The following is a 15,383-nucleotide window of genomic DNA, read 5'->3' on the forward strand; positions in this document are numbered from 1 at the left end:
AGGTTGACCGATTGGCAAAAGTGTAGCGGTGGGTTGCCTTCTCCCTCCTTTAACAACTTCTGCTGCTCACCAGTAGTAACAAGCAGATTTCTAGTCGATAATTAGGGCTATTTTCCCCGTCACCGAACCAGTTTCTAGGAGTTGATGAGCGCTGATAGCTGCCGCTAAAGGAAAGGTTTGGGAGAGATGAATAGTTAACTTTTTCTCGTCAATTAAACGCGCCCCTTGTCTGAGAATTTCTGTTTGATATTTTTGCGCTTCTGGCAGTCCCATCAAAGCCGGGGTTAACATTAATTCTAAACTAATCCGCAAATTGCGATCGCGTGCTTCCTTCCAGCTGCCCGTAGGTTCCAAAATCGTCACCATATCGCCGTATACTCGCACCGCTCGGCAAGTTTGCCTAAAAGTTTCCCCTCCCACCGTATCAAAAGCGATATCTACTCCTTTCCCTGCGGTTTGTTCAAGTATCGCCGCGACAAAATCGGTTTGTTTGTATAAAATCGGGTAATCTGCCCCTAATTGCCGCACTAAACGCTCTTTATCGCTATTTCCCACCGTTGTATAAACTTTAGCCCCCTTCAATTTCGCCAATTGAATCGCGACATGACCAACACCCCCGGCCCCGCCATGGATAAGTACGCTTTGTCCCGACTGAAGACGGGCGCGATCATAGAGTGCTTCCCAAGCGGTGATTAAAACCAAAGGTACAGCGGCCGCCTCGGCAAAAGAAAGAGATTTCGGCTTGTGGGCTAGATAATCCGCGTCGATTAGGGCATATTCGGCATAATTTCCCGTGCCAGCCCTGCCCAGTCCGCCGCTGCAAAAGTACACTTCATCCCCGGGGCGAAAATCCTGCACCGCCGCCCCAACGGACTCGACAATTCCCGCCCCGTCACAGCCCAAAATGGCTGGCATTTGCTCGGGGTAAAAAGTGCCGCGTTTACGAATTTTTGTATCAATAGGGTTGACACCAGCCGCTTTTAATGCTACTAAAACCTGATGCGGTTGACTAATTTTCGGGGTGGGGACTTGCTGAAGCTGCAGCACATCCACGGCGGTCATGAGGATAGCTTTCATTCTATCTAGGGCTTGCTGAAAAAGTTTTTCCTGGGGGCGGGGATCCCCCCGCCTATCGGCACCCCCCTTATCAAGGGGGGCAGGGGGGATCAGCACCCCTTATCAAGGGGAGCAGGGGGGATCAAAGACAAAATCTATCTTCTATTTAATTAGAACCACTTACTTATTCGGGATTAACCCACATTAACGTCTGGCCAAATTCTACCGGTTCACCGTTAGCGACGGCGATTTCGACGATTTGCCCGGCCACTTCCGCTTCGATTTCGTTCATCAACTTCATCGCTTCGATGATACAGACCGTTTGTCCGACCCGGACTCGATCGTTTTTTTCCACGAAAGAGGGTTCATCGGGAGCGGGAGCGCGATAAAAAGTGCCGACCATGGGAGAGGTAATCGCCAGCCATTTTTTATCAATAGCGGCGGCCACAGGTTCGGGGGTGGGGGTTTCCGAGGCCGGGGTGGGACTGGCGGCTACCACTGGAGGGGCGACCGGGGCTGTCACCACCGGTAAGGGAGCGGAGAGAGGACTAAGGGCAGTATTAACGGTTCCTTTGCGGATATTTAGCTCTAAATCTCCACTTTTCAGGCTAAATTCACTGATATCCGTTGCTGCCAATGTTTTGATCAGTTCTCGAATTTCGTTGTAATCAATAGTCACCGCTCTGAAATCCCCCCGCAAATAAAAAGCAACAAATCCAAATTCGCACCCACCAAACCGTCGATTTTTCCCATCTAGCGGCTAAGTTTTGGGAAACAGGCTCAGAAACACTGGCTTTAGTCCTAAACCCGTCCCTAATGCCTCATTTCTGGGCTTCTCATCACAGTTATTCCCGTCCCAGATAGGAACCATCCCGGGTATCCACTTTAATCCTTTCACCGATGGAAATAAACAGGGGAACCATTACCTGCGCTCCCGTTTCTACGATCGCCGGTTTGGTGCCACCGGTGGCCGTATCTCCCTTGACTCCCGGATCTGTATCGGTGATTTCCAAGATTACCGAGGTGGGCAATTCCACATCTAACACTTGCTCATTCCAAAAGAGAATATTAACTTCCATTCCTTCTTTCAGATACTTGGCTCTCTCGCCCATTTGTACCGGGGTGAGAGTTGCTTCCTCAAAAGTCTCCATGTCCATGAAGACAAACTGATCACCTTCTTTGTAGGTATGCTGCATGGTACGCTTTTCGATCGTGGCTGAGGGCAAGGTTTCCCCCGCCCGGAACGTCCGTTCTACCACGTTGCCGGTCTGGACATTTTTTAACTTGGTTCGCACGAAGGCCGATCCCTTACCCGGTTTGACGTGCAGGAATTCCACCACCCGCCAGACAGAGCCATCGATCTGGATGGTTGTGCCACTCCGAAAGTCGTTACTCGAAATCATGAAATGCTGTTTAGGCCAAGAAAGATCAACATTCCATTTTACATACTCGCTGTACCGAAAAAAACTTTTTTATGGGAATTTGTCCGAATCGAAGCGCGGTGAACTAACCTAGGGGCAGCAGCTAAAAGTAAGTTAGAATTAATTGACTGACTGACATCTGAGAAGCGATATCAACCATGACGGGTGTGGACTTACAGCAATTATTACTAGAAAAATGGGGTCGTTCCTACGATATCCAGCTACGACGCATCAAAGATAAGGTTCATGTCCAGGTAATGTGGAAATATCTCGAACAAGCTTCTTTTCCCCTCTCCGAGTCTGAATATTTGGAACATCTCAATGCGATCGCTAGTTATCTCCACGAATGGGGTGGTGTTAGTCAATTTCAAGCTTTTATCCGCGAAACCCGTGAGCGTCCCCGTCTCGGTAAAGCGGTTAGTCTGCCCCTAGATCTAGGAGAAAGGGCATCGGAATGGCTGATCAGTGATCAGTGATCAGTTATTACAATTACATCATCGAAATTTGTGGGTATTGCTCAAATATACTAGCATTACTGGGATTATTGGATTTTACTAACATTGAGAATACTTAAACCAGGGAGTTGAATTAATTCAAAGAAGATAGAGGGGAATGATTGAAAGAGTTGATAAAAAATCGTGTCAGTTTTCATGCTCTTATTTTATACCAATTTTCAATAGTCGTGACTAACATCTAAAAGCGCAATTCCTGTCCGAGAGCGGAATTGCGCTTTGGAATAATCAACTAAGTCTGTCATCACTTTTGAAAAATGATATTACAAGGCGATCGCTTTTTTTATGCCCCTTTTTGTATAGCTCTAACCTGTTTAACCTCTAACTCTAAGGCGGATGCGACTTGCTCAACGCTTAACCCTAAGGCTAACAAACGAGGGACCGCCTCTAGTGCTTTGTTTAGTCTGCCTTCCTGACGACCTTCCTGACGACCTTCCTGACGACCTTCCTGACGCGCTTCCTCGCGCACATCTTGAAAATACTGAGTTTGTTTTAATTCATCTAAACTAAACATAGTTTCTATCTCCCGACGATTGAGAAGTGGTAACTTATAAACGAGAATCGTCTCTATTAATTGTAAGAGTTCTTGGGGTTTTTGGTCGGGGGTTAATTCTTCTCTCACTCTTTGGATTAATTTTCGGGTGCTATCAATCGCTTTTGCCTTAGATAGGGTGATTAATTGGACTGTAGCTAAACCAATCGAAGTTTGAGGAATGTTTTCTAGTTCATTCAGATAAATCCGTCTCACTCGCTCGGAGTTGAGAAGTTCCCGATAGCGTTGAACTTTATCGGTTTCTACTTGAGGGTTAGGATAGACAATCACACCCCGCCAATCATTGGTTAAGTCAGTTTTACTGAGATATAAGAATATTTCGGTGAAAAAGCGCTGATAAAAAGCCTCATCTTCTTGAAATTGTACCTCACAGAAGTAGATAGGAGTCTGGGGGTTATTATTTTGAGGCAAAAAGACTCCATCGAGACGAAAAGAAAGTTGTTTGACTTCCACTGAGTCAAAGCGGTAGTTATTGGCTTCGTTGATGGGGAGTTGAATTAATTCAAAGAAGATAGAGGGGAAAGATTGAAAGAGTTGATAAAAAATCGTGTCAGTTTTCATGCTTTTATTTCTTCATCCGCGCTTACTCTTAGACCGCATCAACGGACTCATTAAACGATCGCAAAATCGAGACGATCCGATCAGCTTCCCCATCATTAAACATCCCATCTAGACCTTCGGGATGGTTATCAGTAAAGGGAGGCTCGTAGAGCGCCCCCGGATTGATAACTCCGTTTTTAGTGAGGATATCGATGATATTTTCGATAAAACGGATTTGATTGGCCGAGAAGTTTGTCCCCTGCAAATAACGGGCAAAAGCTTGTTTAGCCGCTTGGCGTGCCGCTACGCGGATCCCTGCGGGATCAAGTCCGACGATTTCCAGGATCAGAAGCTTGAGGCTTTTTGTCTGGCCAAAAACCTCCTCAAAACGCTGACGGCTCTCAATTTCTGCGGCCGAAAATAGCATCTCCTCTAGGGCAGATAAATCCGTCTCCGTTAGGGGGATATTGCGCCGCAACTTAGCGATCGCAAGGTGATCCTGATGCTGACGGATATAGGCCTCGACTTTCCGGCGATACTGTTCGCGACTAAAACCGGTCTGATGGAGGTCACTGAGCCGTGTCGAAGTGTTGGGAATATCGACAATCTGCACCTCCCCCATCTCATCGACAAAATCGGTGATCACGATCTGCTGCTTTTGGCGATCGATAAACTTGACCAGATCCCGGACACGCACCCGAATCCCCTCCACCATTGACGGCGTTGCGCCGGTCCACCAGCTTTCGTCCTGCACCTCGCGAATAAAGGCCAATTGTCCCTTAATCATCGGTATATCGGGTTTAGTCTCCAGTTGACAGAGAATATCCCGCACTTTGTCCCGCAATCGCTCATAACTACGGTCGGCCTTGAGAATGGCTAATTGCAGTTTCACACAGAGAAGGTCGAATTCCTTGGTCAGGGGATCCTCATTGGGCAGACTATTGGGTAAACCGGCCAAGGAGTCGGCAATGGTGGCCGCGTCCTCCTGACTGAGGTTGTTCCAACGCTGGCGCTGACTAAAGGTTTCCACCTGCGGCAAGCGACGACGCACGAGGAAATTATCCCGGGGCATGGTGGCGATGTGTTGATGGAGTGCATCGAGCAAACTCGTGTATAGGTCGCCGGATCGATCGACTTTGTAAGTAGAGGACTGCTCTCTTGCTCTAGGTGTCGCGCTTTGCTTAGAGGGAGCGAGACGGGTTGCCAACTCGAGGCGATGTTTAACTAGGCGACTGGTGAGGCTTTCGGGTATTTTCTGGCTTGTTTCATCGATATCCTGCTCGAAATACTCGAAATTACCGCAGAGGTCGAAGACCAGAAACTCGGTTTTATGGTTGCCAGGACCAAACAAATCCTGACAGAGACGGGTCCCGCGCCCGATCATCTGATTGAACTTCACCCGGGAGAATACGGGCTTAAAAAAGACCAAATTGACCACTTCCGGCACATCTACGCCGGTATCGAGCATATCCACCGAGACGGCCAAAATCGGTTCTTTGTTGGCTTCGCTGAAGTCATCGAGCAGACTCTGGGCGTATTTGTCGTGACTGTCAATAATTTTGGCGAAATGACCTTTGTAGTGAGGATAGTTACTGTTAAAGCGATCGCAGATACATTGGGCGTGTCGGTGATTACGGGCAAAAATAATCGTTTTACCCAATCGATCGCCACTGTTGACCTTTAGCCCCCGTTGCATCAATAATTCTAATGCTTGATCCACGGTGTCGATATTGAACAACCAGTGATTAAAGGCAGCTGCGTTAATTGCCTGCGGTAGTTCGCCGCTTTCCTCGTCCCGGAACTTCTCCTCGTAGTCTAGCCGCTCCTCCGGGGTTAGCTCACTGTATTTAACCCCAGTACGCAGAAACTTAAACGGCACAGTAACGCCCTTGGGGGGGACGAGGTAGCCATCCCTAACGGCATCATTTAACTCGTAGGCGAAGGTAGGCACGCCCTGGGGTAGCTGGAAAATGCGGTAGGTGTCCCGGTCTATTTCCGAGCGCGGCGTGGCAGTTAGCCCCACCAGCAGGGCATCAAAATAATCGAATATTTCGCCGTATTTCTGATAAATGGAGCGATGGGCTTCATCGACGATCACTAGGTCAAAATAACCCACTCCAAAGATTCGCCCCTCTGCATCCATGCGATCGATGGCGTTGAGCATGGTTTGATAGGTGGAGAAGATGACGTTAGCCCCCGTCACTTCCTTGCTGCGGGTCAGATGCAGGACGGTAACGCTGGGTAGATGACGCTGAAAGGCTCGATAGGCTTGCTTTAATAGGGCATTGCGATCGGCCAGAAACAGGACTCGGTTTACCCAATTGGCGCTCTTGAGCAGTTCCACCAATGCGATCGCGGTTCGGGTTTTGCCGGTTCCGGTGGCCATAACCAACAGGGACTTACGGGCGCACTTTTCTTCAAAGGTTTCGGTAATGCGGCGGATGGCCTCTTTCTGGTAGGGGCGGCCGACGATATCCTCGTTAATGGCGGTGTTGCTGAGGCGTTTACGGTGGGAACGGCGGAAAATTAGCCGTTCTAGCTCGGTTTTTCGCAGGAAACCGAGGACGGGACGGGGGGGATAGGCGAGATCATCCCAGAGATAGGTTTCATAGCCGTTGCTGTAGAAAATAACGGGGCGTTGGTTGTAGTTTTTTTCTAAGCAGTCGGCGTAGAGTTTGGCCTGATTTTGGCCGCTGTCGGGGCTTTTGCTGCTGCGTTTTGCCTCCACGAGGGCGAGGGGTTTGCCGTCGTCACCCCATAGTACATAATCGACGAAACCGCGCCCAGTATCCCCCGCTTGTTGGATGGGCATCCCCCACACCTCGAACTCTGTGGCGTTGGGGGCTTTGGTATCCCAGCCGGCTTCTTGGAGTAGTACATCGATCAGGTAGCGGCGGGTGTCGGCTTCGTTGTAGTCGTGCTGGTCAGCGATCGCTCGATTTTGGGCGAGGAGGGCATCCCGTTCGGCCCTAGCGGCTGCCAGTTCGGCCTCGGTTTGGCGCTGTTTTGCTTCGGCCAATTGGCGCAGGGCATCGCTTTGGGACAGGCGTTTTTCCAGGTCTTGCAGTTGTTTGGGAGCGGGGGGTGCGGCCGGGGGTATCTTCTGGCGATCGAAGCTAATATCGCCCAATTTTCGCCCATTCTGCCCATAGTAGCGCACCAGCCAGTAGGTGAGATGAAATAGTTCCTCGATCAGGTGCAGGGAGTCCCGTTCACTGATGGGGCTGCCATGGTGGGCGGCGTTGTTGCCGACTTTGTGGATGGTGCGAATTTTGCCGAAAAGTCCTGGTTTAAGGTTATCTTTAAAGGTTTGCTCGTGGATGAGAGCGCCTAGGCTATTGTCCCGGGGCGGTTGCAGGTAGGGGTCGTTTTTATAGAGCCAGCAGACCATTTGTTCTAGGACAAAACGGGTATAGAAGCAACTGGCCCGGGGGTTGCTGAAAACTAATCCCTCCGCTTGGCTGGCATGATCGTAGATTGTCGGGAATTGATCTCGCAGGAAGGAGAAGTTTGAGTCCATATTGCGCTCCCCAGTCTATAACTCTATTATTCCCAAAGTTTTGGCTATCTCTATCTCTCGCTAAATTTTTGGCTCTTCTGGTTTCTGTGTGGAAACGAGGTCTATACTGATAGTTTCTTCCGCAAAATAGTCCTAAAAGTCTTGCCCGATAAGCACTTCACGATTCCATAAGCAAAGATTATCACACAAAGTCGAGAAGAGCCAATTTTTTCCCACAAAGGTTGAAAATTATTATCGATTTGACAAATTTTCCAAGTCAGCTAAATCTTGTAGTCTTCCTGACGCTTTTTTGTTTTTTTTGAGGCTTTCTAAATCAATAAAGTTAACGACTACATCATTCATCTTGATTTCTATTTTAGTTTGATAGCAGGTCATAAAATCTATGCCGTCTGGAGTGGTAATTAAGTCTATTCGACTAGGAGGATAACCTAATTGAATAATTTGGTCTGGTGTTTGGAAATCTTCCGCAGTTAAACCTAAACTACCAAAGCCAAATTCTGTTAATGCCCTCATCAATTTTTGGGTATTTTCCGAACTCATTTCGATCCAAATGTCAATATCTTTGGTATAGCGAGGATGACCATGCACCGCTACAGCATAACCGCCAATGACCAAATATTTTACCTGATTATTGTTTAACAATTGTATAAATTCTTTGAAGTCTTGGTTCAGCATTATATTTATATTGGTGGTATTGTTGGCGAATTTGTTCTAACGCTTCTAATCGTTTTTGATAGGATTGTTTTTGCCAATAGTTAAAGTCATTATTTTGCTTTTTGATGTTAACTTTGTTAATTACTTTTTCCATTATTTTACTCCAAATGTTGCCAATTTAAAAACAGCAAGTTCGGTTATTTTATCTAGGTTTTTCCCTCGTGACAGTATGAGATGATAGGAATCTTGGTTAATTGTCCAACGGTCTTTTTTAATGGCATTTCCCACAAGATTATGGCAGTAATCCGCCAGCTGCCATGGCTACAGTTCCCCCCTAAATGCTCTTTGTAAAAGGGAATTAAAGAGATTTTCGGATTGTTCCTCTCCACTGATCAAATTCATGTAGTATCTATGAAAACCTAGAAACCACTTTCCAAATTTTTGCTGTTTTTGTGATGGAGGTTTTATGAACTCAATACTTGAGAATTTGCTCTTATTGACCATGCCTTTCATTGAATCAGTAGACTGTGCTTGCACAAGATGTTGAGCAACGAATAACTGGCCGTATAAAAAGTACGGATCTACATCTGAATTTGGAACCACAGCATTAATTTGTTGATTAAATGCTACTTCTCTATCAGTAAGGGCAGCCCGCCCAATACTTGATCTACTTCCAGCTATGCAGGTCACTAGAACCGAACCATTAGGGACAGTTCTAGCTATCTTCTTTCCCTTCGCCGAAAGCTTTTCTTCTGCCTCTGTCAAAAAATGCTCAGGAGTGGTGATGTTATCCGACTTAATCCATTCGATTTCGTCTCCATAGTTTTCTGAGACAGAACGAGGAGGAGTGTTTCCAGTCAATATTTTACCAAAATCACCGAGTTTAGCTATCTCCCACCCTTTCGGATTAGTAACAGGATCACCGAACATCTCTAGGAAAGTCGATTTTAACAACTCCTCAGTCAACCGAATTGCCTCTTTGCGCTTGCGTCGCACCCCATCTGCTTTATCTAAAATTGCCGCAATTCTTCGCTGTTCTTCGAGGGGTGGGAGGGGGAAAAAAGTTCTTTTCAGAAAGCGGAAATATCTGCTATAGCCGACATCAGGGAGATTCAGCGTATTCAGAAAATAATACGCAAATTTAGGGTCAATATTATTAGCCTCACTCAATACCTTGACACCATCAGCCCCTAAAGCGAATGGTTTGGTGACAAATTTGAATATTTTTGTATGGTCGCCAAACACCACACATGGAAGTCTTATATCGCATACAGCTTGGCGTTCGTTAGTATAACCACCAATCAAGTCTTGCCCCTGATCTATTATGGGAATATCTCCGCTTTCTAAATAATCTCCTTTTGGAATTTTGGTTTGTCCCCCTGTCATATCTTTAAAAGCTTTAGTAAATGAAATTACCTCCCAGTGTTTTGGAAAGCGCTTGTACTCTCCAGATAATAAATCTCTATTCATCCCAACATCTCCTTTAATGCGTGTAAAACCTGATCAATCTTATTTCTCAGCATAAATCAAATATCCTTTCGGTGGACTAAAGCGGTGGGTTACGACGGATTGTTAGATTGACTTTAATGCCTAGATTGTTGCCGTCTAACCCACCCTACTATGAACTCTTCTCCCTTCAATGGGTAGGGTGGGTTAGCGATAGCGTAACCCACCACTCTCTTGGAATCTAAATGCCGACAAATCTTATTTCTCAGCATAAATCAAATATCCTTTCGGTTGAGCAAAACTACCAATGCAATCATCGCTCATAGCGTAACCCCTTCGCGCCGTATGTTGTCAAGAAATGGATTATCTCCGCTCTGGAACTTTGCCGCAGAGATAAAATGACGGGAAACAACCACATTATAATCAAGGCAAAGCCTAGCGATAAATTCACTCGTGCGGTCAATTTCCTGATAAGGATCCACCACACCAGAAAGAATGACCAAAAGATCGATATCAGAATCTTCCCGTCCATCTTCCCGTGCTTGGGAACCGTAAAGGACGATTTTCTGTAATTGGTTTTGATAGAGCAGATGGAAATAATCTTTTATCTCCCGCAGAATAACCTCTAGCTGTAGATTTTTCATCTCCTAATCTCCTAACATTTCCTCTAATGCGTCCAAATCCTGACGAATATCAGCCTCTAAAGCCTTTAACTTCTGTAAAATCACCTTCGGCGGCTCATAGCTCACTTCCTCGTACTCTATCTCCTTATAGCGGTTAATTGATAGATCATAAGCATTGGCCTGAATCTCCTCGCGAGGCACAAAAAACGCCTTCCCTGTGCGGTCACTGAGCTTTGTCGAAGTGCGATTGGTATCCTTAGCGGAGTCGCGTTGCTGCCAACAGCGCAGCAAGTCCGGGATATCATTATCGGCAATCGGTTGGCGCTTATCATCGAGAGAGAAACCATCCGCCACCATGTCATAAAACCAAACGAAGTCAGTCCCCTTTTCCCTTACCCCCAGCTTCGTAAAAATCAGGATTGCGGTAGATACCCCCGCGTAAGGTTTAAACACCCCCGACGGCATCGATATCACCCCCTCTAGCTTATGTTCTTCTACCAAGATGGTGCGGATGTCCTTATGGGCCTTGGACGAGCCAAATAGCACCCCATCCGGCACAATTACCGCACCTTTTCCCCCCGTCTTCAGCAAGCGCAAAAACAGGGCCATGAATAATAACTCGGTTTTAGTGGTGTCAATGATTTTCGATAAATCCTTGGCAATAGTGGACTTCTCCACCGAACCCTTAAACGGTGGATTAGCCAGAATCATGGTAAAACTATCCTCTACCCCGGCGTGGTCCTCCGATAGGGAATCCCGGGCCTCGATAATCGGCTGCTCGATACCGTGTAACATCAGGTTCATGCTGCCGATGCGTAACATCGTCGCATCGAAATCAAAACCGTGGAACATTTGGTTATTGAAATGCTCTAGGTTGCCGCGTTCATGGAGCAAACGTCCCCCCTCGCTGTCCTTTAACTCCCGCACATACTCGGCAGCCGCTACTAAAAAGCCTCCTGTGCCACAGGCCGGATCACAGATAACCTCCCGGGGTCCCGGCGCTAATAACTCCACCATCATTTTGATAATATGGCGCGGTGTGCGAAACTGTCCGTTAGTCCCGGCTGTACTCAGTTTCGAGAGCATATACTCGTAAAGGTCGCCTTTGGTGTCCCGATCCTCCATGGGGATTTTTTCAATTTGTTCGATTACCGTGGCCAGCAGCGCCGGGGAGGCGATGAGAAACACCGCGTCCTTCATGTGTTTAGCGTAGGTGCTACCCTTGGACAATTGCCCCAGATCTTTGATAAAGGGAAACGCTTCATCCCGGACAATCCGCAGCATTGTCTCGGCATCATCGATATTTTTGAAGCGGGACCAACGGATATGCTGTTGGCTGGGGGTAAAGGTGGGATTTTCGAGGTTTTCGCCTAATCGTTGGGCCCTACGCTCCTTAGCTAGTTCTAGGTCATCTAGGCGCTTGATGAAGAGTAAATAGGAAATCTGCTCGATTACCGAAAGCGGGTTACTAATGCCGTTATTCCAGAAGGTTGTCCAAAGTTTATCTATTTTGGATTTTAATTCGCCGGTGATCATCGCTGTTTATTTGTTCACTGCTTTTAATATTGCAGTAATATTGTACTGAAAATCGGGGGGTCTCTTAGGTTTTCTGGGTAAAATATATTCTAAAACTGGCTAGGGGGTGGAACGAACCACAAAGACACAAAGGACACAAAGATCGATCGCTCCTATATAGCTCAGTTTCTCAATTTTATCTGGCAATCTTGCCTAGCGATCGCTTTGCAATCACTAATTAAAGCCTTTTCTAGCCAAGCTTCTACTGATATGCAGCCAACCCTATTTATAAGTAGGTAGGCGTTAAAAATTATCAGATGCCCCCCTTATTAAGGGGGGATTAAGGGGGATCGGCACCCCCCTTATCAAGGGGGGACTAAGGGGGGATCGGCACCCCCCTTATCAAGGGGGGCAGGGGGGATCGGCACCCCCCTTATCAAGGGGGGACTAAGGGGGGATTAAAGGCAAAATCCATTTTTAATTTAATTATAACCAGCTACTTAGCATCATTGGATTTTACTAACATTGAGAATACTTAAACCAATGATCTTATCCCCTTGATAACGAATAATCACATCATTATCTGTTAATTCGCTATCATCCGCTGGTAAAGATGGTTGATGAAAATTAATATACAAAATATCTGCTTTTGCATCATAAGCTGTCCAAAAATCTTGCTGAGGCAGAGCGTGAATCATCTTGGCGAAGTTAAGATAGGATTGAATATTAATGCTAGTTATGGCCATATTTGTTTCCTCTTGGTTAATTCACGAAGACGACGGGTTAAATAAGCAGTAATAATAAATCCCCCCTCTGATAATTCCCGATAAACAACAATTAGATATTTTCCAGAAACTATTTGTTTAACTGCCAACAATTCCTGATGGTTTCCTACTAGGATTTTCTCAGGATGGCGAATGGTTTCCAATATCTCCGCTTGATACGATACTAATTCACTATGTCCACTGATAATGTGTTTCCATCTCTCCTCTGTCAGACGAATTAAAACCCCATTCTGAGAAGTTGCATAAAGATTCATAGGTTCCGATTCAGTGTAAATAGACCTTTAAACCACACTTTCAACCCGATGAACCCTATTCCACCGTGACACTTTTGGCTAAATTGCGCGGCTGATCCACATCTAAACCGCGACGGGCCGCGATATGATAGGAGAGCAATTGTAGGGGAATTACTGTTAAAATTGGCGATAATAATTCCTCAACTTCCGGCACATACAATAAATCATTAAAGACTTTTGGTGCTTCCGTATCGCTGTCAGCAACTACTCCCAATAACCGCGCATCCCTTGCTTTTGCTTCCTGTGCATTGGAGAGAACTTTATCATAAACTACCCCCGGCATCGCAATCGCTACTACGGGAACTTTTGCATCTAAAAGCGCGATTGGTCCGTGTTTCATTTCTCCGGCTGGATAGCCTTCCGCATGAATATAACTGATTTCTTTGAGTTTTAAGGCCCCTTCTAAAGCGATGGGGAAATTAATCCCCCGTCCCAAGAAAATAAAGTCCTGGGTGTCATTAAATTCATGGGCCAATTCTTCGATCGCTTTTTCCTGTGTTTCTAGGACAGTTTCGATCGATCTTGGCAGCGATCGCATTTCATTAATAATTTGCTCGATTCTCTCTAAAGACAAAGTTTGACGACGATAGGATAAATCCAAAGCTAAGAGATAAAAACCCAATAACTGGGCGGTAAAACTCTTAGTTGCCGCCACCCCGATTTCGATCCCCGCCTGAGTATTAATAATCTGATCGACCATTTGTGCTAGGGTACTTTCGGGGCGATTAGTAATCCCAATAATCCGGGCCTGATATTTTTTTCCTAATCCTAAACGACGCTGTTTTTCCGTTTCCAACGCTGCTAAAGTGTCGGCTGTTTCCCCCGATTGCGTCACCCCGATGGTTAAAGTATTGGGCATCAGGGGGGTGGGTGCATAGCGAAATTCCGAGGCGTACTGTACCCTTGTGGGAATACCCGCCAACTGCTCAATCAAGTATTTACCCACTAAACTAGCGTGCCAACTGGTCCCACAGGCTAAAATCTGAATATGTTCTAAATTATCGTAAATTTCTTCAGAAAAATTAATATTTATCGGGTTGACATTATCCCCATTTTGTGCTGTCCAATGGGGATGCAGATAGGTCCCTAAACAGTCGCGCACCACTCCTGGTTGTTCGTAGATTTCCTTGAGCATGAAGTGACGATAACCCTGTTTCTCTACGGTTGTCGGACTCCAATCGAGGACTCTGGGGCTTTTACGGACTCTTTTTCCCTCAAAATTATAAATTTCTACTCCCAAGGGTGTTAACCGAGCGATTTCGCCATTATCCAAGGACAGCACAGCCCGGGTATGGGGAACCAAAGCACTGACATCGGAGGCACAGAAAAACTCCCCCTGACCAAAACCGATGATTAAAGGGGCGTGTTGCCGCACGACAATCAATTCATCGGGATAATCGGGACTAATCACCGCTAGGGCAAAAGCACCCTCTAAACGTTCAATTGCCCTTAAAACTGCCTTGAGGAAAGGACTCACCCCCAAGTCTTCTTCATCGCTAGGTTTGGGTAAATAACTGGCGATTAGATGGGGAATAACTTCTGTGTCGGTTTCCGAGTCAAATATACAGCCTTTCCCCTTTAATTCTGTTCTTAATGCCTGAAAATTTTCGACAATGCCATTCTGTACCACTGCCACCCGTTGACTGTTATCGGTGTGGGGATGGGCATTACTTTCTACGGGTTTGCCGTGGGTTGCCCAACGGGTGTGACCGATGCCAATTTGGGAGGGATTAACTTCCTGTTCTAATTTTTCTCGCAGATTGTAGAGTTTTCCCTGGGCGCGGACTCGATGTAATTCACCTTCAAGAATTGTGGCAATCCCTGCCGAATCATAACCCCGATATTCTAAACGTTCCAAACCAGCTAGGAGAATATCGATCGCTGTTTGGGTTCCGATATAGCCAACAATTCCGCACATTCTTTCGCTGACCCCATTTAGGCTAAGTCCGATCTATTCTATCGCAAGCGTGACACTTGTTTGCTTAGAGGCTCAAGACGCAGGGGTAAGGGCAAAGTTTCCCCTATAGGAGATTAGGGTGTGGGGTGTGGGGTGTAGGGTGTGGGGTGTGGGCTTCGGCCGTGAGCTCAGCCGAACGGGTGTGGGGTGTGGGGTGTGGGGTGTGGGAAGAACAAATATATTATAGATCACTCAGCAGCACACTTTGTTCTTTTTGTCAAAAAAACTTTCTCTTTGCAACAAAACTACACAATTAATTGATCAACGGGTTGGGTTTTAAAAGGCTCTTTAACCTCCATTTATTGCTGTTCCCAAATAGCTGAGTGTAGATTTAGCAAGGGTTTTCAGGATCACCAGACAGCTAAAAACCCTGACAGGGGGACAAGCAAGCTGAAAAGCTTATGTAGCATGGAATACAGATACAGACTCCAAAAAAAGATAAGTCATATTTACCATATATGACCTAAATAACGAAAATGATAAGTGAACTATACCAGAAAGTGTTAGA

General features: G+C 46.3%; 14 protein-coding genes. 1 reads left to right on the top strand and 13 read right to left on the bottom strand.

From position 1 onward, the window contains the following. Positions 1–90: 90 nt before the first annotated feature. The 3 genes from IM462_RS00515 to efp all read right to left on the bottom strand — a co-directional run bounded on the left by IM462_RS00515 (position 91) and on the right by efp (position 2,459). Positions 91–1,077 (bottom strand): zinc-dependent alcohol dehydrogenase family protein, encoded by a 987-nt coding sequence (locus IM462_RS00515; RefSeq protein WP_287700920.1) that lies wholly within the window; start codon positions 1,075–1,077, stop codon positions 91–93. A 163-nt stretch (positions 1,078–1,240) separates the two neighbouring features. Next, complete coding sequence (accB, locus tag IM462_RS00520; RefSeq protein ID WP_271928495.1) at positions 1,241–1,735, bottom strand: acetyl-CoA carboxylase biotin carboxyl carrier protein; 495 nt, start codon at positions 1,733–1,735, stop codon at positions 1,241–1,243. Between the two features lie 166 nt (positions 1,736–1,901). After that, complete coding sequence (gene efp / locus IM462_RS00525) at positions 1,902–2,459, bottom strand: elongation factor P (protein WP_002750882.1); 558 nt, start codon at positions 2,457–2,459, stop codon at positions 1,902–1,904. A gap of 176 nt (positions 2,460–2,635) precedes the next feature. Here efp and IM462_RS00530 point away from each other — a divergent pair, with 176 nt between their 5' ends. Next, a complete protein-coding gene (locus IM462_RS00530) occupies positions 2,636–2,953 on the top strand; it encodes a DUF3067 family protein (protein WP_287659911.1) in 318 nt (105 codons plus the stop codon). A gap of 65 nt (positions 2,954–3,018) precedes the next feature. Here the strand turns inward: IM462_RS00530 and IM462_RS00535 are convergent, their stop codons facing one another. The 10 genes from IM462_RS00535 to glmS form a co-directional block, all read right to left on the bottom strand. Next, on the bottom strand, positions 3,019–3,129 hold the full coding sequence (locus IM462_RS00535; protein WP_223210947.1) for a DUF2887 domain-containing protein: 111 nt from the start codon (positions 3,127–3,129) through the stop codon (positions 3,019–3,021). Between the two features lie 143 nt (positions 3,130–3,272). Then, on the bottom strand, positions 3,273–4,103 hold the full coding sequence (locus IM462_RS00540) for an Rpn family recombination-promoting nuclease/putative transposase (RefSeq protein WP_287700916.1): 831 nt from the start codon (positions 4,101–4,103) through the stop codon (positions 3,273–3,275). Between the two features lie 28 nt (positions 4,104–4,131). Next, positions 4,132–7,602, bottom strand: coding sequence for a DEAD/DEAH box helicase family protein (locus IM462_RS00545; protein ID WP_287700914.1), 3,471 nt, complete (start codon positions 7,600–7,602; stop codon positions 4,132–4,134). Between the two features lie 231 nt (positions 7,603–7,833). After that, positions 7,834–8,277, bottom strand: a complete 444-nt coding sequence (locus tag IM462_RS00550; RefSeq protein ID WP_287700912.1) for a DUF6036 family nucleotidyltransferase — start codon at positions 8,275–8,277, stop codon at positions 7,834–7,836. Between the two features lie 300 nt (positions 8,278–8,577). Then, complete coding sequence (locus tag IM462_RS00555) at positions 8,578–9,726, bottom strand: restriction endonuclease subunit S (protein WP_287700910.1); 1,149 nt, start codon at positions 9,724–9,726, stop codon at positions 8,578–8,580. Positions 9,727–10,022: 296 nt separating this feature from the next. Beyond that, entirely contained in the window at positions 10,023–10,346 is a 324-nt protein-coding gene (locus IM462_RS00560) for a nucleotidyltransferase domain-containing protein (protein ID WP_002750888.1), read from the bottom strand. A gap of 3 nt (positions 10,347–10,349) precedes the next feature. Beyond that, the gene (locus IM462_RS00565; protein ID WP_287700908.1) at positions 10,350–11,861 is read right to left on the bottom strand and encodes a type I restriction-modification system subunit M; all 1,512 of its coding nucleotides are present in this window, start codon (positions 11,859–11,861) and stop codon (positions 10,350–10,352) included. A gap of 485 nt (positions 11,862–12,346) precedes the next feature. Beyond that, positions 12,347–12,586, bottom strand: coding sequence for a DUF2283 domain-containing protein (locus tag IM462_RS00570; RefSeq protein WP_002801930.1), 240 nt, complete (start codon positions 12,584–12,586; stop codon positions 12,347–12,349). Continuing rightward, on the bottom strand, positions 12,577–12,879 hold the full coding sequence (locus tag IM462_RS00575; RefSeq protein ID WP_002746625.1) for a hypothetical protein: 303 nt from the start codon (positions 12,877–12,879) through the stop codon (positions 12,577–12,579). Before IM462_RS00575 ends, IM462_RS00570 begins: the two co-directional genes overlap by 10 nt. A 55-nt stretch (positions 12,880–12,934) precedes the next feature. After that, positions 12,935–14,836 (bottom strand): glutamine--fructose-6-phosphate transaminase (isomerizing), encoded by a 1,902-nt coding sequence (gene glmS / locus IM462_RS00580; RefSeq protein WP_287702689.1) that lies wholly within the window; start codon positions 14,834–14,836, stop codon positions 12,935–12,937. Between the last annotated feature and the right edge of the window lie 547 nt (positions 14,837–15,383).

It is taken from the genome of Microcystis sp. M144S2, assembly GCF_020246065.1.
Taxonomy (GTDB): domain Bacteria; phylum Cyanobacteriota; class Cyanobacteriia; order Cyanobacteriales; family Microcystaceae; genus Microcystis; species Microcystis ichthyoblabe_A.